Origin of the sequence: Blastomonas sp. CCH9-A1, from assembly GCF_001557175.1 — a bacterium.
GTDB lineage: Bacteria > Pseudomonadota > Alphaproteobacteria > Sphingomonadales > Sphingomonadaceae > Blastomonas > Blastomonas delafieldii_A.
In genome coordinates, this window is the sequence record NZ_LSHM01000044.1 from 1 (window position 1) to 20,700 (window position 20,700).

A 20,700-nucleotide genomic window follows, 5' to 3' on the forward strand; every position below is an offset into this window, starting at 1 on the left:
GAAAATGCAGCCCGCTGGCCACAACCGAATTTACACCACGTTGACGGACACGACCACCAATTTCGCCGACGCGGCAAAATGGCGAGGGTTTACGCCGAAAATCGGCCTTCAGTGGAAGCCGGATGACGACACGCAGATTTATGGCCTTTACACGCGCGGGTTCCGCAGCGGCGGATATAATTTGCGCAACACCGATCCCGCTGTGCCGCCGGGGCCATTCAATCAAGAGACCCAGGACAGTTTCGAACTCGGCGCCAAGAAGCAATTCGGGCGCCACCGGATCAACCTGGCGGCCTTCTACAATCGCATGAAGGACCTGCAGCGCGAGATCAACCTGCCCGGACCGCTTGGCGTCAGCCAGGTCATACGGAACACCGCCGACGCCACAATCAAAGGCGTCGAGGCCGAGGGGCAGTTTTTTCTTTTGTCCAACCTCGTGATTTCGGGTCAGCTCGGCTACGTGAATGGCCAGTATCGCAACGTCCAGTTCGACCTCAGCGGTGATGGCGTCATCAACGATGTGGATCGTGCGCTCAAATTGCCAAGGCTGTCGCCATGGACCTATGGCGTGGGGCTGACTTATGATCAGCAGCTTGGCGAATTGGGGACAGCAACGGCGCGTGTCAGCTTCACGCATCGCGACAAGGCGGCATTCACCGACAACAACGTCGGCTTCCTTCAGGGCGCCGATATGCTCGATGCGAGCCTCACATTGGCGACCGACAACAAGCACTGGCGCTTCTCCATCTATGGCCGAAACCTCCTGAATGAGGTGACGATTGGCGGCGATACACCTTTGCCGGCGGCCTTCGGGGGCACGGGTGCAAGCCTTTCACCGCTAAACAGGGGGGCGCGTCATCGGCGGAGAAGTGGCGATTAGCTTCTAGGCCATTTTCGAGGCGAGTGGAATCACCCGCCAACTCGGAAAATGCCCAAGATCAATTTGCTAGAGCATTTCCTGCCGGAAAGCCGGTTCCCACTTCTGCGCGAAATGCTCTAGCTGATCGCGACGGATGCAGCGGATTTCCGATCGCACCCCGCCCCCTTGCCGTTAATCCGATGATGCGGTGCGCCATGCCTGACGAACAAGGCTGACGAGCGCACGGCCAGCCGGTTTTACCTGCCAGCGGCTACGCACAGCATAACAAAGCGTCAATGGATCGAATAAACCGATTCCCTCCAAGGCCACGAAATTGGCGCGAAACCATGAGTTCTCGGTGAACTGTTTTGCAACCATCCCGATAGCATCGGATGTGGCAACGATCCGTCGAACCAATTGAAAATAGTCTGTCATGTGGATCCAGTCAGCGGGACGCTTACCGCTTTTTTCGTACATCTGCTGAATGATCGATGTGTAGGGTTCGGAAGATGAGGGCACTACGAATTCGAACTGGACCAGCGGCTCCTTGCTGGTCGGGTTTATCCCCAGAATGGGATGATTGTTCCGCACAAAAGGCAGTATTTCGATCGAGGCGACCCGCTCGCACTTGAATTCCGGCCAGCGTGCAAAGGCCGCTTCAAGTCCAAAGGCGACATCGATATCGCCGCGCGACAGGAGTCGCACGCCCCTTTCGCTGTTGCCCGAAACGACTTCGACGCGCACTGCCGGATGGCGCCGCAGCAAAGAAACCAGAGGTTGGGTGAGCAACCAGTCGATTGACCCTGGGAACAGTCCGATTCGAAGCGGGCCCGCATAGGCGTCGGCGCGGCGGGCTGTATCTCCGAGTAGTTCAGCTGCGTCGGCAAGCAAGCGCGCTGCGCGATCAATAAATTCGCGTCCCTCCTCTGTCGGCATCGCGCCCCGTGAGGTCCGATGGAAAAGGGAATAGCCAAGATGCCGTTCGAGTTCAGCGACACTCTTGGTCACCGCCGACTGCGTGACACCAACCGCATCCGCTGCCCTGGAGAAGGAACGAAGCTGACCAACCGCGACGGCATGCTTGAGGCGAGAATCGAGCATGGACATGCCCCACAGGAATAATTGCTCCAGAGAATGAATTAGGCGAATCAAGGTCATTTTGCCAATCTTACTTTCGACACTGCCGCCCAGCACGACTGCAACCCGTCTCGAAATCTGGAGCGGCGAAACGGCCTGGATCAAAGCGCCAAGGTCTCAGACGCAGGTATGCCTGAATGACGAAAACTGGTCCGCTTGCAGGCCTCAAAATACTCGAAATTGCGGGCATCGGCCCGGCGCCGTTTTGCGGAATGCTGTTGGCCGACCTTGGCGCCGATGTCGTCGTCATTGAACGCGTAAGCCCTAACTCCGAAAATATCGATCTTGGCAGCGGCGCCATTGTGAACCGCGGGAAACGTGTAATTGCCTTGGATCTGAAGTCCCCCGAAGGCGTCGCGCATGTCCTGGATCTCGTCCAAAGGGGCGATGTACTGATCGAAGGCATGCGGCCTGGGGTGATGGAGAGGCTCGGCCTTGGTCCCGAGGTTTGCCTAGCGCGTAACCCCCGCCTTGTATTCGGTCGCATGACGGGTTGGGGGCAGCAGGGACCTCTCGCCCAAGCGGCCGGCCATGACATCAACTATATCGCGCTGTCAGGAGCCCTTTGGTATGCTGGGCATCCCGGTGAACCGCCAATGGCGCCGCCAAGCCTGGTAGGCGATATTGGGGGTGGAGCGCTCTATTTGGCCATCGGCGTCCTCGCAGCGGCAATGCACGCGCGGGATACCGGGAATGGGCAAGTGGTTGACGCCGCGATCGTCGATGGGAGCGCTCACATGATGAACTTGCTCCTGAGCCTGAAGGCCGCCGGCCAGGTTGCCAGCATACGCGGCTGCAGCATCCTTGACGGCCCTCACTGGTACTCGACCTATCGGTGCGCCGACGGGAATTTCATCTCAGTCGGATCACTCGAGCCCAAGTTCTATGCGCTGCTTTGCAAAAAGCTGGGGTTGGCCGGCGATAGCAGTTTTGACGACGGCTATGATCGTGATGCCTGGCCCGAGCTCAAGCAGCGTTTTAGCGAGATATTCGCCATGCGGACACGGGAAGAATGGCGCACACTGCTGGAAGGCAGCGATGCCTGCTTTGCCCCCGTGCTTGATCCGGACGAAGCGGCGCGCCATCCTCATATGGCAGCGCGAGGCGTCTATCGGGAGATCGACAATATCCTCCAGGCAATGCCGGCGCCACGTTTTTCGGGCTCGTCACTACCGATCCCCGGACCGATCCCGCTGCATCATGAAGATCCGAGTACAATTCGGCGGGGCTGGAGCAAACCGGACCGCTGCGGGATTACCGCCAGAACCGACTGTTGCGAGTAGTCGGTTGGCATGGTGGGCGGCCAGCGGCCCGACACGAACGGTGATTTCATAACTATGAACCAATGCGACGCTCCGCTTCGCTGCGCTGCATTCAAATCAAAGGAGACAACGACACACAGGCACGTCAAACTATCCGATGATTCCTGTACGCCACGCCGGAACGGCGATTGCGGACGTGTCCACGGGACGTTGTTCGCATCGTGATTCGCTCGGCGCTTGAAATCAATGCTCGCCCCGGATGTGACGACGCCGATGGGATTTCCACTGCGGCGTCCACGGCCAATGTCCTGGCGTGAGGGCTTCGGTCATCGACCGATTCGACCGTCCGAATGCGGTCTTTTGGCGCGCCTGAGAATCCGCATCAGAGTTGAGTGCGCGTTGTTCGGGAATCTCATTTAAATATTTGTAAAAACGTAATAATATAGATAATAACTCCAACCTGTATCCAGTGTGGAGTAATGGTCGCAGGGCGTGAACTTACGCCCTTATGGATGCGTCGAAGTCCTTCAGTTTGAATCTCAGGAAATTGCGGCTTGCGATGCGCATCACGCAAGAAGCGCTCGCCCATGATGCGGGCACGAGCAGCTCTTATCTGAGTGCGATCGAAAATGGCCGGTCGAGCCCGACGCTGAAAGCAATGGAGCGGCTCGCGAAGGCACTCGGCGTTAATGCCGTCTATCTCTTGTCCGGCCGGATATCGATCTCGATCGTTTCGGACGACGAACTGGAAATCGGCGCGATACTGGCGCGCCCGGCGGTGACGCTCCGGCGCCATCCGCACAAGCCGACGGGGCGGCCGAGCAAGACCAAGTAAATCATCGGGGGCTGCACGCGCGTGGGCTGGAACCACGCGCCCGATAGACGCGCCCGCAACGCGCGCGTCGAAAGGAGTGCCCCTCGGTGCCGTTTCGCGACCTCGATGCCTATATTAAGCAGGCCAGGCGCGCGAACAGTGATCGCGAGCTGTTCAGTTGCAGCGAGGCCGCCGCACGCCAGCTCGGCCTCCCATGGCTCGCGATCGTCCAGAGCATGGCCTTCTTTCAGCCCGGTGGGCGATATTTCCGCATGGACAATTTCCAGAGCTGGGGCGACGTTTTCGTCGCCGAAGGCTATTACCGCGACGATCCCGCCTTGCTCGCGGCGCGCTCGACAAGCCGGGCGTTCTGCTGGCACGAAATGGAGCGACTGCTGGGCGGCTTCACGCGGCGACAGGCGCGCATCGTGCGCGAAGCCGCGCGTCATGGCCTGCGCAACGGCCTCACCGTTCCGATTGGCGTCGCCGGCGAGCCGCCCGGATGCTGTACGTTCGCAACGCGCGACGGGCAATTGCCGCCATCGCATATCTGCCGGATCGCGACGCTGATGGCGAGCGAGGCGTTTACCGAGGCGCGGCGCTTGCACGGCTTTCCGGCGCGCCCGCTGAAATTACCCCATCTCAGCCCAAAGCGGCTCGAATGCTTTCGCTTGGCGGCGATGGGCAAGAGCGACGTCGAGATCGGGATCATGATGAACATCGCCCCGACGACAGTGCGCACCTACATGCGTGACCTGCGCGAACATTTCGGAATCTATTCCCGCGCGCAGCTCCCGGCGATCGCGCTCGCCTGCGGAATCGTCTGCATCGAGGAGATCGTCCCGCGGTTCTGAGCGGGATCGCCGCATCCTCAATATTGACGACTGTTTGAGCCCTTCATCTCTGCTCCCTTCGCGACTGTTCAATTTGAACGGGAGCTACTGCCATGATCCATATTGTCAAAGGGTGCTCGCTTACCGATGCGCGCGCCGCCTCGATGTTCGAGGACCGCAAGACCCTGTTCGTCGATCTGCTGGGCTGGGATGTTCCGGTCGTCGGCGGCCGCTATGAAATCGACAGCTATGACGGCGACAAGGCGGTCTATCTGATCGCCACCGACGATGGCTGCATTCACCAGGGGTCGATGCGGCTGCTATCGACAGAGGGCGCACATCTTCTCGCCGATCGTTTCGCGTCGCTCTGCGAGTGCGATGCGCCCCGGGGGGAGCAGGTTCGCGAGATTACGCGACTTTGCCTGCCGCAACGATTGGGCGCCCCCGGACGCCTGCGTGTCCGCAACCGGCTCATCTCGGCGATGGTCGATCATGCGCTCGGCAGCGGAATCACCATGCTAACCGGCGTCGTGACCGCTGCTTTTCGCGAGGAGGTTTTGGCGATGGGCTGGCGCGCAGCGCCGCTCGGCCCCGCGCGCCGCATCGATGGCGCGTTCCTTGGAGCGTTCCGCATCGAGATCTGCGCCGGTACGCCTGCGCTGCTGGCGTCGAACGGCATCTATGTACCGGGTGCGATCACTCCCGATGCGGCGGCAAGAGCCGCGTGAAGGGAATGGCGATGCACGACCCCGCCCGCCTCGCCGCGATGCTGCTCGCCGACGGTTATGTCATTGTCGATAACGCCGTGCCGACCGAGCTAATCACCGCGCTCGAAGCCGAACTCGCACCGCGCTTCGTCGCCACGCCCTTTTGCGAAGGCGGATTCTACGGAGCCCGCACCAAGCGCTTTGGCGCGTTGTTGCGGCGTTCACGGCATATCGCCGGCCTTGTGCTGCACCCGATCATCCGCGGTATCGCCGAAACGGTGCTCGGGGAATGGTGCGATCGTATCGTTCTCAACCTCACCCAGGCGATCGAAATCCATCCCGGCGCGCTCGCGCAGGTGCCGCACCGCGACCAGGATCTCTGGGGCGGCGTCAAGACCGGGATGCACTATCAGATCAACGTCATCTGGCCGATCGATCCGTTCACGCTGGAGAGTGGCGCGACGCTGGTCTGGCCGGGCAGCCATCACGATGCGGCATCGCAACCGGGCGATGCACGTCCGGTCGCCGCCGAAATGCCACCCGGCTCCGCGCTGCTGTTCCTCGGATCGATCCTGCATGGTGCCGGCGCTAACCAGTCCGATCATGTGCGCCGCGCGGTCATCACCTCCTATTGCCTCGGATGGCTGCGGACGTTCGAGAATCAGTATCTCGTCTATCCGCCCGCCATCGCTCGAGCGTTCGATCCCGATCTGGCCGCGCTCATCGGCTATGCCCAGCATCGCCCCAATCTCGGCAATGTCGAAGGCCAGTGCCCGTCCGTGCTGCTTCACCGGGACGATATCGACGGCCTCCCTGCGATCGACGCGCTGCTCCCCGGCCAGGCCGACATGCTGGATGCCTATGTCGCCGAACAGGAAGCCGCGCGTGCGGGCCTGATCGGCGGGTAACGCGGGTTCGTCGGACCGGGCGCTGCACTCATGACACACGATCCAAACCCCGAAGCAGGCGGCGGCGCGCGAACACGGATCGAGGCGGATTCATCCGCTGTGGACGGTGGAGCCACGGCGTCGTCGGCCGCGGAGCGCGCTCGGCGGGCACGCGAGCATTGCCCGTTTCTGACAACCAAGCAGGCCGCGTTCCATCTCGGTCTCGCGGGGGACACGCTCAAGAAGATGCGCCGGGAGCGGCGCGGCCCGCCGTGCCGAAAGCATGGCACCGTCTGGCGCTACCATATCGACGATATCGAGGCCTGGTCGCGCGCGAACATGCGGGAGGGAGGCAATGGCTAGGCTGCTACCCTCCCGTCTGCCGGCTAAACCCACCGCGCTGATCGGTCTCGGCGCGGCCGCGCTGGCGACCACGATCGCGCTGCCGCCAACGCCGTGGCTGGTCTGGAACGCATCGGCCAGCGCGCCGATCGGTCTCTATGCCGTCAGCGGACGGCAGGACATCGCATCGGGCGACATGGTGCTGGTCCGGGTGCCCGACCGCTGGCGCCGGCTCGCCGCCGAGCGGCGCTACATTCCGATCAATATCCCGCTGGTCAAGCGCGTCGCGGCCGCGCCCGGCGATCGCGTCTGTGCGCGCGGGCGGGAGATCTATGTCAACGGCCACCCGGTGGCCGAACGCCGCGAAGCCGATGGCCGCGACCGTCCGATGCCGTGGTGGAATGGCTGCGTGATGTTGCGTTCGGGCGCATTGTTCCTGCTGATGGACAGCCCGGATTCGTTCGATGGGCGTTATTTCGGACCGACATCGCGCGGCGACGTCATCGGCGAGGTGCGACTGCTGTGGCTGGGCTGAGGGTCGCCATCACCGCCCTGGCGCTGCTGGCGGCGGCACCGGCTGACGCGCAGTCGGTCGTTCACTGGCGGCCCTATATCGAGGCAGCCTCGGCGCGTTTCGGCGTGCCGGTAGAATGGATCGAGCGCGTCATGCGCGCCGAGAGCGGCGGGCGCACGGTGCTGGACGGGCGCCCGATTACCAGCCACGCCGGCGCGATGGGACTGATGCAGCTCATGCCCGGCACCTGGTCCGAAATGCGCGCGCGGCTCGGGCTCGGACGTGATCCCCATAGCCCGCGCGACAACATATTGGCGGGGACGCTCTATCTTCGTCTGATGTATGACCGCTTCGGTTATCCCGGACTGTTCGCAGCCTATAACGCGGGACCGGCACGCTATGCCGAGCACGTGCGGACCGGCCGCGCGCTGCCCGGTGAGACCCGCGCCTATCTCGCGAGCGTCGCCGGAGTGCCCGTCAATTCCCGGTCGGCTGTCACGGCCGCCAGTGCAACGCCGCGTACCGTCAATGCCATCTTCTTCGCGATCGGCGACCGGCCCCCTGCCGGCCGGAGCGAAGCCGGTGCGGCCACGCTGTTCGTCGCGCTGCGATCGACGTCGCCCGAGAAGAACGCGCCAGACCGCCCATAGTGCGAGCCGATCGGGGCTTCATGCCGAATCGTGTTTCTGCTATGTTCCGAGCCTATGGAGTTGGTCGTGATGTTGCTCGGTCTGATCCTGTCCGCCACCGGCATCGTCCTCTTCGCCTGGGCGATGTTCCGGCTCGCCGTCTTCGCACTCCCGGTCGGGCTCGGTGCGGCCGCATTTCTGTGGGCGGGGGGTGGCGAACTGGGGCCGTTGCTCGGTCTGCTTCTCGGCCTCGTCGTCGGCGTCGCGGTCTTGCTGATCGGACGCATGCTCATCGCGTCGCGGTTGCCCGTTCCGCTTCGCGGAGCGATCGCGCTTCTCTTCGCCGTGCCCGCCGGGATCGCCGGCGGCAGTGTCGTCTCCAGCCTGATGCAGCTCGGCGGTGCGGGGCCGACCGCGACCGGCATCGCCGCGGCGGTCGGCGCGATCATCATCGCCGGTGCCGCCATGATGAGCCTGTTGCCCGCGATGACCGCTTGCACCGGTTCGAACGGATCCCCGCTGCACGGTTGATCTGTTGGGGCCAGTGGGCCGAGTGCTCGCTCCTCGTGTCACCGCGCGCATGGCGACCACGACGAGAGTGCTTCAAGACGGCAGGGTCTGACCTGACGCATCCGGGTTTTCAGGCGCCTCGCGCCTGCGGCGCGACCGCCGCTCTATTCCGCTAGGCTCACATCCGTTCGCCAAGCTCCACCGGGCCACGCTTCGCGCGTCCCGGCCAAAGGTGACGATCGGACTGGCGGGATGCCGGAGCCTTGCTCCGGCCTGTCGTCGCCGCGCCTGACCGGCGCGGCGGCATTTTTCGTTGGGCCTTCCCCTCGTCGCGCGGGTGGGCGGCGCTCCCTTCTGGGCCCGGCCCGGCGTCCCGCAAGCCGGCCTTCGACTGCGCTCGGGTCCGGCTCCTCCATTGCATTTCGGCCCTGCGGGTGCGGACCGCCTCCTGGCCGCGCCCGGCAGGTCGCAATTCGCCGCCCACCCCCGCTCCGGGGGAGGCCCTGGGGTTTTTGGGGCGGCATTGGAGGATAGCCATGCACCAGACCGGCAGCCAACGCGCGCGCGCAGAGGGCAGCAAACGCCAGCCCCCGGCGGAGCGCGCCAATCTTTACGACGAGGTGACGGGCCGCATTGTTTCCGAACTTGAGGCGGGCCGCTTCCCTTGGGTCCAGCCTTGGGGCCGCCCCAATGGTCAAGGCTTCTCCGCCGCCCCCGGCCTCCCGCGCAACGGGCTCACCAGCCGCAATTACAGCGGCGTCAATGTCCTGATCCTGTGGGGAGCAGTGATCGAGAACGGCTATCCGTCGCAATCGTGGCTGACCTTCCGCCAAGCCTTGGAGGCGGGCGGCAATGTCAGGAAAGGCGAGCGCGGGACAAGGGTTGTCTATGCCGACCGCTTCACCCCCGAAGCCGAGAAGGAACGCGCGCGCCAGACCGGCGGCGAAGCCCGCGCGGTGCCGTTCCTCAAACGCTTCACCGTGTTCAACGTCGCACAGTGCGAAGGCTTGCGCCCCGGCCTTGCCACCGACCCCGCACCGCTTCCCGAACGCCAAGTCGTGCCGATCGCCGAAGCGGTCATTGCGGCATCGGGCGTCGATTTCCGCATCGGTGGGGACAAGGCCTACTATGTCCCGAGCGCCGACTATGTGCAGGTGCCCCCGCAACCGGCCTTCCACGAACAGATCAATTTCTACCGGACGGCGCTGCACGAACTCTGTCATGCCAGCGGCCACCCGTCGCGCCTCAATCGCAATCTGCGCAATGCGTTCGGCAGCAAGGACTATGCGCGCGAAGAATTGATCGCCGAGATGGGATCGGCCTTCCTTTGCGCCGCGCTCGGCATCGTGCCGACCGTTCGTCACGCCGATTATCTGGCATCATGGCTCGACGTGCTGCGCGAGGACAATCGCGCGATCTTTCGCGCGGCCAGTCAGGCGAGCAAGGCCGCCGATTGGCTGCTTGCCCGCTACGCCGAGACGCAGGACGAAGGGAGGGAAGCGGCATGATTACGCTCCCCCATGCGATCCTTTCGGCGCTGCGCGCGAATGCGCGCGCCAGCCGCCTCCACGAGCAGCGCGACGAACGGTTCGACCCGTTCCCGGTGGTCAAATTCTTCAATCCGGTCGGCGCGGCGACGTGGATCGCCACCGAGCTTTACGACGATGGAGACACGCTGTTCGGCCTCGCCGACTTGGGGTTCGGATGCCCGGAAATGGGCGTGTTCTCGCTTACCGAGATTGCGGGCGTCCGCTTGCCCTTCGGCCTGTTCATCGAGCGCGACGAGCATTTCGAGCCGCTGGCCCCGCTTTCGCTATGGTCCGATACCGCGCGGCGCATGGGTGCAATCGTTCTGGCCGAAGCCGAACTTCGCCGCATCACCGATAGCCGGAACGGCAACGAGCTTCCGCCGCCTCTTGATGATCGAGGGGCCGGATGACGCGCGGCGCGTTTCGCCGCATTGAGTGCCGGTCCCGCCCATCCAGCAAGACAAACGGGACCGGCGCTCCAGAAGGAGCAGACCAATGAAACTCGACTTTATCGACCATAGCAAGCTGGTTCCGTCCAAGGTGAACATGCGGCACGGACCCAAGCCCCCGGACGTGGGCGACATTCTGCCCTCGATCCGCAAGCGCGGTGTCATCGTGCCGCTGATCGTGCGCCCGCAGGCGGGCAACGATAATGGCGTCCACGAAATCGTCGCCGGGCGGCGGCGCTGGACGGCGAACGCCATCGCGCTTGTCGAGGGCATCGACCACGGCCCGCTTCCCGTCGCCATCCTCGACGCCGGGGACGACGCCGACGCCATCGAGGCATCGCTTCTCGAGAACACCCGGCTCGATCCCGACGAGGTGACGCGATGGGAAACCTTCGCACGGCTGGTCAAGGAGGGCCGCGACATTGCGGATATCTCCGCGACGTTCGGCATTCCCGAGCTTGGCGTGAAGCGTATCCTAGCGCTCGGCAACCTGCTTCCGCGCATCCGCGATCTTTACCGCAAGGAGAAGATCAACGCGGCGACCGTCCGGCATCTGACGCTGGCGAGCAAGCAGCAGCAGAAGGCATGGCTGGCGCTCTACGACGATGACGACGCCTATTGCCCGACCGGCCAGCAATTGAAGGCATGGCTGTTCGGCGGGCAGTCGATCAAGGTCGAACATGCCCTGTTCGACGTCGATGCGAGCGGCCTTGCGATCGTCGCCGATCTGTTCGGCGAAGACCGCTATTTTGCAGATGCCGACGCGTTCTGGACCGCGCAGAACGCCGTAATCGACGCGCGCAAGGAGGACTATCTGGATGCCGGATGGTTCGACGTGGTGATCGTCCCGCCCGGCGAATATTTCTACCGCTATGAGTTCGCCAAGGCACCCAAGCGCAAGGGCGGGCGCGTGTATATAGATGTGCGCGAAAGCGGCGAGGTCGAGGTCCACGAAGGCTATGTGACGAGCAAGGAGGCCAAGCGGCTCGAACGCGGCGAGGCAATCGAAACCGGCCCCAAAGTGCCGCGCCCCGAAGTGACGAGCACGATGCAGACCTATATCAACCTGCACCGTCATGCCGCTGTCCGCGCCTCGCTGACCCGTCATCCCAAGGTCGCGCTGCGCTTGATGGTCGCCCATGTCATCGTCGGGTCGCCACTGTGGACGGTCAAGCCCGAGCCGCAGACCGCGCGCAACGACGATGTGCGCGAAAGCGTCGAAACTTGCCGCGCGGAAACCGACTTCGACGCGAAGCGCCGCGCCGTATTGGACCTTCTCGGCTTCTCGCCCGAGGAACCGACCGTCACAGGCGGCAACGGCGACGACTTCGGACTGGTCGGCGTGTTCCTGCGCTTGCTCGACGTGCCCGACCGCGCCGTAATGGACGTGATCGTCATCGTCATGGGCGAAACGCTCGCCAGCGGCAGCGCCGCCATCGAGGCGGTCGGCGGCGAGATCGGCGTCGATATGGCCCGCTACTGGCAGGCCGACGACGCCTTTTTCGAGTGTGTCCGCGACAAGGAGGTGCTGACCCGCATCGTCGCCGAGGTGGCGGGCGAACCTGTCGCCGCCGCCAATGCGAAGGAACCGGGCAAGGTCTTGAAGCGCATCGTCCGCGACCATCTGGAGGGTGCGAACGGGCGGCCCAAGGTCGAGGGTTGGGTGCCGAAATGGATGGCGTTCCCGCCCGCTACCTATACGGCGCGCGGCGGCGTCGGCACCGTCGCGGCTCATGCCAAGGTGCTCGCGGCGCGCCCCGACCGCGAGCCGGAACCGACCGGCCCCGGCGCGGTGATTGCGCTTCCGGCCCCTGCCAAGGCCGAGCCGCAGGAACAGCCCGAGCGCGAAGCCGCATGAAACTGGACGGGCGGCGGCGCACCCGCCGCCCGTTCCGTCCCCCATAAAATCGCCGCGCCGCTCGGCCGCAAGCGGCCCTCGCGGCGCGGATTTCAGACAGGAGACTTGTCATGGCCGACCGTGTTTCGGCATCCATCACCATCGGCGGGACGCTCCCCGCCAGCCAGCTTCCCGCCTTCGCCGAGGCCATCGCGAACGAAGGGCTGTCCACCGAATGGGACGGCGAACCCTTCGCGCTCGGCGATCTGCCCGAGGGCGAGCCCTTGGCGCTCATGGCGCACGAGGTCGCCTGGGGGCGGTTCGAGGGACTCGAAGCCTTCTGCATCGCGCATGGGCTTTTCTTCGCGCGCTGGTCGGGCGCCTATGCCTGCCAGTGGGGTGCGGAACGCACCGTGTTCACCGGCAGCGGCGAACCGCAAAGCTACGCTGCCGACGAGGACGACTATATCCTCATGGGGCGCTGCACCGCCGAGCGATTGGGCAGCTATGCGGCGATCATCGCGCATTTCGATGCGGCCGACTTCGCGGTGCCCCCGCTTGTCATCACGCCCGAACGGGAGGAGGCGAGCAATGGCTGACATCTGGATTCAGGGCAGCTTCGCCTTTCGCTGCACCGCCGCCGAGTGCGCGCTGATCGAGGAAGTCGCAAACGCTGGCTACGCGCTAGCGAATGACGACGCGCCCGATCCGCCGAGCGCGGCGCTGCTCGCAGCCTTTCCGCCGGACGATGCGAACGCGCGGTGGAGCGGGTTTCGCGAGGCGTTCAACGATCCCGAATTTCCCACCATCGGAGCCGATTTCATCGCTGAAACCTGCCCCGACGATCCATCCGCGCGGATCGTGTGTTTCGCCAGCATGGACGATTTCGATGCCGCTGCCATCGCGGTGGTGATCCAGCGATGTTGCCCCGAAACGCTCGCCAAGGGGCCGATCGGCTTTGAATGGGCCATGACCTGTTCCAAGCCCCGCATCGGGGAGTTCGGTGGCGGCTGGTGCGCGATTTTCGCAGACCGCATCGAGATCGACGCGACCAACGAGGCGCTGTCGCGCGCGCTCGCGGGCGACGGCAACTAGCCCAAATCGCGCCGCACTGCGCGCTCGCGTGCCGAAAACCCCTGCCGCCTGACCTACCGGGCGGTGCGGCGGATCACCGTCCGGGCGCTTCCGCATAACGTGCATTCGTCCTTCTGCCGCTCGAATCCGCGCGTGCCGCCGAGCGCGCAGGTGACGACATTGGCCTGTGCGGTAACCGACAGGTTGAGCCGGTCAGTCACGCAGGCATCGCACACCGCCGCGCCGTCCAGCCGCACGATCAGCCGTTCGATCTGCCCCGCAATCGTCGTTCCTTCGTTCATCGCCGTGAGGCTATAGCCGCGGCCTCGTGGCCGCGAAAGCAATCATGGCTTCCCGGAAAGACGCCGGACTGGGCTTCCTGTCCGCGCGCGCATCTCGTCCTTTCGTGTCTCACCAACCCGTCGCCGGCTCCTTGGGCGCATGACCTGGGACGGCCGCGCGCCTCGCGAAACCATCGCGCGGAACTGATTTCCCCGCGCCGCTTTGGCGGCGCTCCTCGCGGCCGCTTCGCTCCAAATCAGCCCCGCGCTTCCGGTCCTCCGCTTCGCTTCGGCCTGCGGTTCGCAGCGCGCTCAAGGGCCGTCCCTTCGGTCCGCCCATCGCCCGGCATCGGGTCGGGCGAATGTGCAAGGAGACGAGAAATGCCCTCAATCGGTCATGTCCAGCGCCAGAACGACGGTTCGTTCCGGGGCGCCTTGAAGACGCTTTCGGTCAATGCCGAGATCGCCATCATCCCCAACCGCAGTAAGACCGGGGACCAGCCCGACTACCGCGTGCTGTCGAACGGCGTCGAACTGGGCGGCGGCTGGATCCGCACCGGCGAGGTGAGCCAGCGCGAATATGTCCGCCTCGCCATGTCGGCCCCCGAACTTGGCGGCCGCACCCTCTACGCCAATCTCGGCCGCGCCGCCGGGCAGGACGACGACGACGCGTTCGCCGTTATCTGGAACCCCGGCGACTGAGCCGGATCGGCCCCGCGCCGGTCACCCGGCGCGGGGCTTTCCTCATGCCTTGAGGGCTTGGCGTGGGCCTTTTCCTGCACCGGAACGCGCTTGCGGGCCTGCAGAGAGGAAGAAATCCGCTCAGCAAGCACCGAGTATCCGGCGGCGAACGGACCGCCTCAACCATCGACGGTTCCCCCAATTTTCACGCCACCTGCGTTCCGCTTCGCTCCACTCCGGCGACGAGAAAATCGGCTCCCCCGTCGCCCGCTTCGCGGCCGCTGCGCGGTGGTTGACCCCGCCCGCTCCCCGCCGGGCGATGGCTCATCTTTCGCTTGTATCAGGAGGATGAGATGTCGGTTGAACAACAGATCGAGGAGCTTCGCGCGGAGCTTTCATGGTGCGATGACGCGGGAGAACGGCGGCAGATCGAAGCCGAATTAAGGGCCGCTGAGAAGAGGCTGAAGCGGTGCAATCGGGCGCTGCGTCAGGCCGAACAGGCAGGCTGGCAATAAGGCGATGCGCTGTTGAAGGGGCAGGTTCGCGGGAGTGGTGCCGCATGGCGCCGCTCCCCTTTTTTGATCGGGAAGGCGGGAAGGCAAAGCGGGCGTCTGGGGCGGCAGGTGGCAGTCGGGCTCGATGGCAAGATAGAGGCAAAATCTCGCGATTTTGTAAGTGTTTGTCTGCACATCGTTTTTTGAAGGCTTTTGCGAGACTCGCCCTTTGAGTGCGAGACAGGGTTACCAGGAGTGGCGGTTTTCTGGGCTTTTCCGATCCCAATCGCGAGACTCCTTGCGCTCTGGCGAGGACGCGCCATTCTTATCGGCGGGGAGCGTCATTCCGGCATGGAAGGACGCCGCTATGCGCGATGATGAGTTCGAACCGCAGCTGGGCCGGATGCGCGGCCGGGGCAAGGAGCAGCGCTACCTGAGCCGCGTCGTGAAAGCGGCAAAGCGGGCCGGCATGAAAACGGGCAGGCGCGGCCGTTTCGACGGCAGCCGGATCGGGCGCGGCGCGAGTGTTGCGCGGGTGCTCAGATCGCGCGACCGATTGGGCGCGTTCCGGTCGCGCCGCGTGATCGTCAAGATACGGCCTGTCGGCCTTGGCGGGAAAGGCATGGGCGGTGCGAAGGCGCACCTTCGCTATATTCAGCGCGACGGCGTGACCCGTGAGGGCGAGGCTGGTGCGCTCTACTCGCCCGACAGCGACGTCGCCGATGGCAAGGCGTTCCTCGAACGGTGTGACGGCGACCGCCGCCAGTTCCGGTTCATCGTGTCGGCCGAGGACGCCGACCAGTATCCCGACTTGAAGCCGTTCGTGCGCCGGCTGATGACGCAGATGGAGCAGGATCTTGGGACAAAGCTCGATTGGGTGGCGGTCGACCATTTCAATACCGGCCATCCGCACACGCATATCGTGGTGCGCGGCGTAAACGATCGGGGTGAGAATCTGCTGATCGCGCGCGAGTATATCTCGCACGGGAGCCGGCAGCGGGCGATCGAGATCGTCAACCTCGACCTGGGGCCGCGCACCGACCTTGAAATCGAAGAGCGGCTTCGCAGCGATACGGGTGCCGAGCGGCTGACCGCGATCGACAGACGGCTGATCCGCGACATGGATACCGCGCGGCTGGTCAGCGCGAGCGATGGCGATCCCTTCCAGCAATCGCTTCGCGTCGGTCGCCTGCAGAAACTCGGGCGCATGGGACTCGCCTCGCATGTCGGCAACGGCACCTGGCGGCTTGAGCCCGACCTTGCGAACACACTGCGCCAGATCGGCGAGCGCGGCGACATCATCCGCACCATGCAGCGCGAGCTGACCGCGCGGAAGCTCGATCGTGCTGCGGTCGATCGCGTCATCTACGACCCGGTCGCGAAGGAGGCGACGCCGATCATCGGCCGCGTCGTGATGCGCGGGCTCGCCGACGAACATGAAGACCGTCATTATCTGCTGGTCGACGGCATCGACGGGCGCACCCATTATGCCGAGATCGGCAAGGGCGAGCTGGTCGACACGATCCCCGAAAATGCCATCGTCCGGATCGCGCCACGCGAGGGCGGCATTCGCGCCGTCGATCGGACGATCGACGAGATCGCGGCGGCGAACGGCGGGCGCTATTCGATCGACGCCCATCTGAAGCACGATCCGACCGCCAGCGAACGCTTCGCCGAAACGCATGTCCGGCGGCTTGAAGCGATGCGAAAAATCTCGGGCGTCGTCGAGCGCGAGCCCGACGGAAGCTGGATCATCGCGCCGGACCATCTCGCCAGGGTCGAGAGGTTCGAAGCCATGCAGTTCCGCGACCACCCCGTTGCCATTGAAACCCTGTCGGCGATCCCGCTCGACAAATTACCGGGAACCGATGCCGCGACCTGGCTCGATCGCGAGCTGGTCGCCGAAGCGCCGGTGCCAGTGCGCGATGCTGGGTTCGGGCACGAGGTTCGTTCAGCGCAGGCGATGCGACGGCAATGGCTGATCACCGAACAGCTTGCAGACGAACAGGATGGGCAGACGGTCTATCGGCGAGGGATGCTCGCCGCGCTCCAGCGGCGAGAATTGCTGCGTGTCGCCCGCCAGCTCTCCGACAAGTTAGGCGTTCCGTTCGCCGAGGCCAGAGAGGGGGAGGCTGTTCAAGGCAGGCTCGTGCGCGCAGTCGAGATGACGAGTGGTCGCCATGCGCTCATCGAACGGTCGCGCGATTTCACGCTGGTGCCGTGGCGCTCTGTTCTCGATCGCCATGTCGGTAAATCGGTCTCGGGCATCATGCGCGACGGCGGGATCAACTGGACACTCGGGCGGCAGCGCAGCGGGCCGAGCGTCTCCTGATCCGGAGGATTCGGGCTTTCTATTTTCATGAAATTATGTTTTCATGGATTCATGAAAAATATCGCAGCGCAAACCGATGTCGGCGACGAGCATCTTCAGGTGCAGATTCCTGCCGTTACGAAACGCGATCTCGGTCAACGGTCGCTCGATTCCCGCGAGCCGATCCGGATGATCGTACTGCGGGCACTTGAAGCCTATGGCGTGAGCGTCCCCGCAGACGCGATATCGGATCGCCGGAAGGGCAGGCGATGAGCGAGGATTTCGAAGCTCTCACTGTTGCGGATTATGCGAAGCAGGCCGCGCGGACTGATCAACGCAGCGGTGGCCGCGCACTGGGCTTCTCGATGCTTGGCCTTTTCGGCGAAGTCGGCAGCTTGCTCAGTGAGGCCAAGAAAAAGCAGCGCGACGATGCCTCCTACCTGGGTTACGCTCACGCCGTCGCGGAAGAGCTTGGTGACGTCCTTTGGTATCTGGCGGCGATCGCACGGCGCAGCCGCATGGCGCTCAGCGACATCGCTGCCGCCGCGGCGACAAACGGCGGACAATGGCAGACGGGCGGCAACGAAACGCTCAGTTTCCATGCGCTGCAGCCGCAGCACATTCCGCTTGCCAAGGCACCGATGCCGCAGTTCGAGCATAGCCTGCTCGCGCTGGCAGGCGACGTTGGGCTGCTCATCAACGATTTCCAGGCGGGCGGTCTTGCGAAGGACCGCGAAGCACTCGCGGGCCGGCTGGTCGCGGTCATGCGCCGGTTGATCCAGGCGGCAAACGAATCCGGTGTTACCATCGAGGCTGCCGCCGTGAAGAATCTTCACAAGATCTTCGATCGCTGGCCGCGCGAGCGCATCTATCCGGCGCCGACCGATGCGGCGCTCGACCCAGAAGAGCAATTGCCGCGGCGGATGGCGATCGACGTCTATGAACGCACCGTTCGCGGGCAGACATTCGTGTATCAACGCTCAAGCGGTGTGTATGTCGGCGACCGGCTCACCGACAACGCGCTCGAACCCGACGACTATCGTTTCCACGATGTCTTTCACTACGCTTATGTCGCGGTGCTTGGCTGGTCGCCAGTGCTGCGTGCGCTGCTCCGTCTCAAGCGCAAGAGCGATCCGAAACTCGACGACGCCGAAGACGGTGCTCGGGCGATTCTCATCGAAGAGGGCATAACTTCCTGGATTTTCGGACAAGCGCAGCAACTCCGGTACTTTGAAAACGTGAAGCGCGGTGGCCTTCCGCTGGACATGCTGAAGCATGTCCGCCAGTTCGTCGCCGGCTACGAATCAGAACGCTGTCCGCTGTGGCTTTGGGAGGAAGCGATCCTCCAGGGCTATACGGCTTTCCGCTTCCTTCAGGAGCATCGGCGCGGCCGCGTCCTGATCGACTTCGCCAATCGCCGCCTGCGTATCAAGGAATTGCCGTCATGACCCCGAAATCCTTTGTGTCCACCCTGGCGGCGACCGAACTTCCCTCAGTGTTCAATCCCTGGCGCGATCGCTGCACGGTCCATGACCGCAGCGACGCCGCCGCCCGGCGCCGCGACAATCTCGAAATGCTGCTCACCGCGGCGCTTGATCATCGCGTCGAAACGATCTGGATCGCGCGTGATCTCGGCTATCGCGGGGGGCGGCGTACGGGCGTACCGCTGACCGACGAAATTCACCTCGGACATGCCGGCACGCTGATGGGCGGCATCGCATTTGAACGTGCGACGCAGGGACCCGCCGTGGCGGAGCGCACCGCGGCGATCGTCTGGCGTGTGCTAGAGCGGATCGGTCAGCCTGTCATGCTCTGGAACGTTTTCCCGTTCCATCCCCATGAAGCGGATGATCCGATGTCGAACCGATGCCACACGCGAAGCGAGCGCGAGGCGACCTGGCCGATATTGCAAGCCCTCGTGTCAATGATCCGGCCCCGCCAGATCGTCGCGATCGGGCGCGACGCTCACCTGGCGCTGGACGGTCTCGACATTCCGACCACCGCGGTCCGCCATCCGAGCTACGGCGGGCAGCGCGAGTTCATCGAGGGCATGTTCAGCCTGTACGGTGTCGCGGATGACAACGATGAGCCGCTAGAACTGCCGTTGGGCGCGCCTCACGCCGCAGCACGGAGATGTGCGCTCGCCTGATCGCAGCGTTCAAAGAGTTGCTTAAGATCGCCGCGGTTCCAGTTGGCGGTGTCGACCGTGGCGTTGGTCGAGACGATCGTGAGCGGACCCAGCGCGACCCCGCCTTCCTTGGCGATGAATTCGAGCAGACGGCCGAGGCCGATCAGATTGCCGAGCAGTTTTTCGATATAGTAGTGATTGCGGTAGAGCGCGGTCATGCCGAGGCGACGATCGTCGCCCTTGCCGATCAGCTTGAGACTGGCAAAGCTCAGGCACTGACCGCCGTAGGGCGAGTCATTCACGTCGCGGGCGGGGTCGAAGATCAGCAGTTCGAATTTGTTGAGCGCTCGGACGTTCGGGTTGCGCAGGCGCTCGACGATGCCCCAGATTTGATTGATTGGCTGGCCGTCGGCGCGGGGCAATTCCATCATCCGTTCGAAATAATAGCCCGACCAAGCGCCCGACCTCCGGACCTTCGGCAGCACGTTGTCGCGAAACCGGTCGAAGAATTGCGGCGCGCCGTAGCGCCTGTACAGCGCTGCCGGAAAAATCGTGTTGGCGACCGTCTCGATGGGCTTCTTGCCATGGCCCGAAAGGAAGGCATCGACTTCCGCCACGACGGGATCGGCGAGTGTTGCGCGCGCAGTCGGCTCGGCCACGGAGATGACGACATTCTGCGCCTGGTGTCCGGTGGCGAGGTCGACGAGCCGGACCGCCTCGCGCCAGCCAGCAACGCAGTCAGGCTGCGGCGGTATGGGAAGATACATCGACTTCCTCCGTCAAATTTGCCGTGGCGAAAAGGCGCGGCGCTAGAAAGCGCTCAGTAAGCCAGGCGTGGCCTTCCAAGCCCCAACCTGGTCCCCAGCTGTTGCGGATGAGAATGGCCGGGGTGCCGTCCACGGTTCCATGCCCGACCGCGACGACCGCGTGCCGTTGCGCTGGCTCGGGGAGTTCGTCGTTCGCCGGATCGACGACGCCATCACCGCGCGGCTGGAAGAAAGACCGTGACAGCATCGTCAGCATGAGCACCGGCGTGTCACGATCCAGCGCGGCAAGGATGGATGACAGGTCGGTTCCATCCCTCTGTCCGTTGCGGCCATAGAGCGGGCCAACGGTCGCCGGCGGCGTCCACAGTCGATGATCGGCTGGAACCGCTGCCAGATACGGCCAGCCTTTCTCGTCGGGTTGGCCATCGAGCCGTAGCGCGTCCAGCATTGTGGATAGCAGTGCGCCGCTCGTCGGCGGTCTGCCCGCCCGTTTCTGCGCGGCATAAAAGGCGAATTCACACGACAGCGGTGCCCAGCCGTCGCGAAGCCCGGCGTGGGTGTCGCTCGCGGCGAATGCGAGGCATGTCGGCCGCGCGCCTTGATCGCGCGCAGGCCCGAACAGCGGCCGAAGGTCACGGACGATATCGATCATGGG

Annotated in this window: 24 protein-coding genes; 20 read left to right on the top strand and 4 right to left on the bottom strand. The window is 64.3% G+C overall.

Features of this window, described 5'->3' with window-relative positions; translation table 11 throughout:
- Positions 1-880: TonB-dependent receptor domain-containing protein (locus tag AX725_RS13620; protein WP_156458499.1), on the top strand; the 880-nt coding region annotated here is incomplete at its 5' end.
- 171 nt (positions 881-1,051) lie between these two features.
- On the opposite strand, the gene AX725_RS13625 is transcribed toward AX725_RS13620, so the two are convergent.
- Positions 1,052-2,017, bottom strand: coding sequence for a LysR family transcriptional regulator (locus AX725_RS13625; RefSeq protein WP_208598042.1), 966 nt, complete (start codon positions 2,015-2,017; stop codon positions 1,052-1,054).
- Between the two features lie 116 nt (positions 2,018-2,133).
- On the opposite strand from AX725_RS13625, the gene AX725_RS13630 reads away from it, so the two are divergent.
- From AX725_RS13630 to AX725_RS13695, 14 genes are all read left to right on the top strand, one after another.
- Positions 2,134-3,279 carry a CaiB/BaiF CoA transferase family protein gene (locus tag AX725_RS13630; RefSeq protein ID WP_026108913.1) on the top strand — a complete coding sequence of 382 codons (1,146 nt, stop codon included), beginning with the start codon at positions 2,134-2,136 and terminating at the stop codon, positions 3,277-3,279.
- Between the two features lie 487 nt (positions 3,280-3,766).
- Entirely contained in the window at positions 3,767-4,093 is a 327-nt protein-coding gene (locus tag AX725_RS20605; RefSeq protein ID WP_017499963.1) for a helix-turn-helix domain-containing protein, read from the top strand.
- A gap of 86 nt (positions 4,094-4,179) precedes the next feature.
- Positions 4,180-4,926 (top strand): LuxR family transcriptional regulator, encoded by a 747-nt coding sequence (locus AX725_RS13640; RefSeq protein WP_017499962.1) that lies wholly within the window; start codon positions 4,180-4,182, stop codon positions 4,924-4,926.
- A 92-nt stretch (positions 4,927-5,018) separates the two neighbouring features.
- Positions 5,019-5,633 carry an acyl-homoserine-lactone synthase gene (locus AX725_RS13645; RefSeq protein WP_017499961.1) on the top strand — a complete coding sequence of 205 codons (615 nt, stop codon included), beginning with the start codon at positions 5,019-5,021 and terminating at the stop codon, positions 5,631-5,633.
- A gap of 5 nt (positions 5,634-5,638) precedes the next feature.
- Entirely contained in the window at positions 5,639-6,520 is an 882-nt protein-coding gene (locus tag AX725_RS13650) for a phytanoyl-CoA dioxygenase family protein (RefSeq protein WP_017499960.1), read from the top strand.
- Between the two features lie 30 nt (positions 6,521-6,550).
- Entirely contained in the window at positions 6,551-6,862 is a 312-nt protein-coding gene (locus tag AX725_RS13655) for a helix-turn-helix domain-containing protein (protein ID WP_081095412.1), read from the top strand.
- A complete protein-coding gene (locus AX725_RS13660; RefSeq protein ID WP_017499958.1) occupies positions 6,855-7,376 on the top strand; it encodes a S26 family signal peptidase in 522 nt (173 codons plus the stop codon). The genes AX725_RS13655 and AX725_RS13660 overlap by 8 nt, the downstream gene beginning before the upstream one ends.
- Complete coding sequence (locus tag AX725_RS13665; RefSeq protein WP_017499957.1) at positions 7,364-8,005, top strand: lytic transglycosylase domain-containing protein; 642 nt, start codon at positions 7,364-7,366, stop codon at positions 8,003-8,005. The genes AX725_RS13660 and AX725_RS13665 overlap by 13 nt, the downstream gene beginning before the upstream one ends.
- Before the next feature lie 69 nt (positions 8,006-8,074).
- Positions 8,075-8,515: a hypothetical protein gene (locus tag AX725_RS13670; protein WP_155644762.1), complete on the top strand. Its 441-nt coding sequence runs from the start codon at positions 8,075-8,077 to the stop codon at positions 8,513-8,515.
- A gap of 515 nt (positions 8,516-9,030) precedes the next feature.
- Positions 9,031-10,002 (top strand): ArdC family protein, encoded by a 972-nt coding sequence (locus tag AX725_RS13675; protein WP_017499955.1) that lies wholly within the window; start codon positions 9,031-9,033, stop codon positions 10,000-10,002.
- Positions 9,999-10,433 carry a DUF2958 domain-containing protein gene (locus AX725_RS13680; RefSeq protein ID WP_017499954.1) on the top strand — a complete coding sequence of 145 codons (435 nt, stop codon included), beginning with the start codon at positions 9,999-10,001 and terminating at the stop codon, positions 10,431-10,433. The genes AX725_RS13675 and AX725_RS13680 overlap by 4 nt, the downstream gene beginning before the upstream one ends.
- A gap of 85 nt (positions 10,434-10,518) precedes the next feature.
- Complete coding sequence (locus AX725_RS13685; protein ID WP_017499953.1) at positions 10,519-12,330, top strand: ParB/RepB/Spo0J family partition protein; 1,812 nt, start codon at positions 10,519-10,521, stop codon at positions 12,328-12,330.
- Between the two features lie 110 nt (positions 12,331-12,440).
- Entirely contained in the window at positions 12,441-12,908 is a 468-nt protein-coding gene (locus tag AX725_RS13690) for a hypothetical protein (RefSeq protein ID WP_017499952.1), read from the top strand.
- Entirely contained in the window at positions 12,901-13,404 is a 504-nt protein-coding gene (locus tag AX725_RS13695; RefSeq protein WP_017499951.1) for a hypothetical protein, read from the top strand. The genes AX725_RS13690 and AX725_RS13695 overlap by 8 nt, the downstream gene beginning before the upstream one ends.
- Positions 13,405-13,457: 53 nt before the next feature.
- Here AX725_RS13695 and AX725_RS13700 read toward each other — a convergent pair whose 3' ends face one another.
- Positions 13,458-13,685: a hypothetical protein gene (locus AX725_RS13700; protein WP_017499950.1), complete on the bottom strand. Its 228-nt coding sequence runs from the start codon at positions 13,683-13,685 to the stop codon at positions 13,458-13,460.
- 360 nt (positions 13,686-14,045) lie between these two features.
- Between AX725_RS13700 and AX725_RS13705 the strand changes: the two genes are divergently transcribed.
- The 5 genes from AX725_RS13705 (at position 14,046) to AX725_RS13730 (ending at position 19,299) form a co-directional block, all read left to right on the top strand.
- Positions 14,046-14,366 carry a DUF736 domain-containing protein gene (locus tag AX725_RS13705; RefSeq protein WP_017499949.1) on the top strand — a complete coding sequence of 107 codons (321 nt, stop codon included), beginning with the start codon at positions 14,046-14,048 and terminating at the stop codon, positions 14,364-14,366.
- 840 nt (positions 14,367-15,206) lie between these two features.
- Positions 15,207-17,171 carry a relaxase/mobilization nuclease RlxS gene (gene rlxS, locus AX725_RS13715; protein WP_017499947.1) on the top strand — a complete coding sequence of 655 codons (1,965 nt, stop codon included), beginning with the start codon at positions 15,207-15,209 and terminating at the stop codon, positions 17,169-17,171.
- A gap of 51 nt (positions 17,172-17,222) precedes the next feature.
- A complete protein-coding gene (locus AX725_RS13720) occupies positions 17,223-17,423 on the top strand; it encodes a hypothetical protein (protein WP_017499946.1) in 201 nt (66 codons plus the stop codon).
- Positions 17,420-18,598 (top strand): nucleoside triphosphate pyrophosphohydrolase family protein, encoded by a 1,179-nt coding sequence (locus tag AX725_RS13725; protein WP_017499945.1) that lies wholly within the window; start codon positions 17,420-17,422, stop codon positions 18,596-18,598. The genes AX725_RS13720 and AX725_RS13725 overlap by 4 nt, the downstream gene beginning before the upstream one ends.
- Positions 18,595-19,299, top strand: a complete 705-nt coding sequence (locus tag AX725_RS13730; RefSeq protein WP_017499944.1) for a uracil-DNA glycosylase — start codon at positions 18,595-18,597, stop codon at positions 19,297-19,299. Before AX725_RS13725 ends, AX725_RS13730 begins: the two co-directional genes overlap by 4 nt.
- On the opposite strand, the gene AX725_RS13735 is transcribed toward AX725_RS13730, so the two are convergent.
- Both AX725_RS13735 and AX725_RS13740 read right to left on the bottom strand, forming a co-directional pair.
- A complete protein-coding gene (locus AX725_RS13735) occupies positions 19,266-20,045 on the bottom strand; it encodes a thymidylate synthase family protein (RefSeq protein WP_017499943.1) in 780 nt (259 codons plus the stop codon). The two genes, AX725_RS13730 and AX725_RS13735, sit on opposite strands and share 34 nt — an antisense overlap.
- A complete protein-coding gene (locus AX725_RS13740) occupies positions 20,017-20,697 on the bottom strand; it encodes a C1 family peptidase (RefSeq protein WP_017499942.1) in 681 nt (226 codons plus the stop codon). Before AX725_RS13740 ends, AX725_RS13735 begins: the two co-directional genes overlap by 29 nt.
- Between the last annotated feature and the right edge of the window lie 3 nt (positions 20,698-20,700).

Coding starts and splice junctions, on each gene's coding strand:
- AX725_RS13625 (WP_208598042.1), bottom strand. CDS start 2,017: ATGACCTTGATTCGCCTAATTCATTCTCTGGAGCAATTATTCCTGTGG.
- AX725_RS13630 (WP_026108913.1), top strand. CDS start 2,134: ATGACGAAAACTGGTCCGCTTGCAGGCCTCAAAATACTCGAAATTGCG.
- AX725_RS20605 (WP_017499963.1), top strand. CDS start 3,767: ATGGATGCGTCGAAGTCCTTCAGTTTGAATCTCAGGAAATTGCGGCTT.
- AX725_RS13645 (WP_017499961.1), top strand. CDS start 5,019: ATGATCCATATTGTCAAAGGGTGCTCGCTTACCGATGCGCGCGCCGCC.
- AX725_RS13650 (WP_017499960.1), top strand. CDS start 5,639: ATGGCGATGCACGACCCCGCCCGCCTCGCCGCGATGCTGCTCGCCGAC.
- AX725_RS13655 (WP_081095412.1), top strand. CDS start 6,551: ATGACACACGATCCAAACCCCGAAGCAGGCGGCGGCGCGCGAACACGG.
- AX725_RS13660 (WP_017499958.1), top strand. CDS start 6,855: ATGGCTAGGCTGCTACCCTCCCGTCTGCCGGCTAAACCCACCGCGCTG.
- AX725_RS13670 (WP_155644762.1), top strand. CDS start 8,075: ATGTTGCTCGGTCTGATCCTGTCCGCCACCGGCATCGTCCTCTTCGCC.
- AX725_RS13675 (WP_017499955.1), top strand. CDS start 9,031: ATGCACCAGACCGGCAGCCAACGCGCGCGCGCAGAGGGCAGCAAACGC.
- AX725_RS13680 (WP_017499954.1), top strand. CDS start 9,999: ATGATTACGCTCCCCCATGCGATCCTTTCGGCGCTGCGCGCGAATGCG.
- AX725_RS13685 (WP_017499953.1), top strand. CDS start 10,519: ATGAAACTCGACTTTATCGACCATAGCAAGCTGGTTCCGTCCAAGGTG.
- AX725_RS13690 (WP_017499952.1), top strand. CDS start 12,441: ATGGCCGACCGTGTTTCGGCATCCATCACCATCGGCGGGACGCTCCCC.
- AX725_RS13695 (WP_017499951.1), top strand. CDS start 12,901: ATGGCTGACATCTGGATTCAGGGCAGCTTCGCCTTTCGCTGCACCGCC.
- AX725_RS13700 (WP_017499950.1), bottom strand. CDS start 13,685: ATGAACGAAGGAACGACGATTGCGGGGCAGATCGAACGGCTGATCGTG.
- AX725_RS13705 (WP_017499949.1), top strand. CDS start 14,046: ATGCCCTCAATCGGTCATGTCCAGCGCCAGAACGACGGTTCGTTCCGG.
- rlxS (WP_017499947.1), top strand. CDS start 15,207: ATGCGCGATGATGAGTTCGAACCGCAGCTGGGCCGGATGCGCGGCCGG.
- AX725_RS13720 (WP_017499946.1), top strand. CDS start 17,223: ATGAAAAATATCGCAGCGCAAACCGATGTCGGCGACGAGCATCTTCAG.
- AX725_RS13725 (WP_017499945.1), top strand. CDS start 17,420: ATGAGCGAGGATTTCGAAGCTCTCACTGTTGCGGATTATGCGAAGCAG.
- AX725_RS13730 (WP_017499944.1), top strand. CDS start 18,595: ATGACCCCGAAATCCTTTGTGTCCACCCTGGCGGCGACCGAACTTCCC.
- AX725_RS13735 (WP_017499943.1), bottom strand. CDS start 20,045: ATGTATCTTCCCATACCGCCGCAGCCTGACTGCGTTGCTGGCTGGCGC.
- AX725_RS13740 (WP_017499942.1), bottom strand. CDS start 20,697: ATGATCGATATCGTCCGTGACCTTCGGCCGCTGTTCGGGCCTGCGCGC.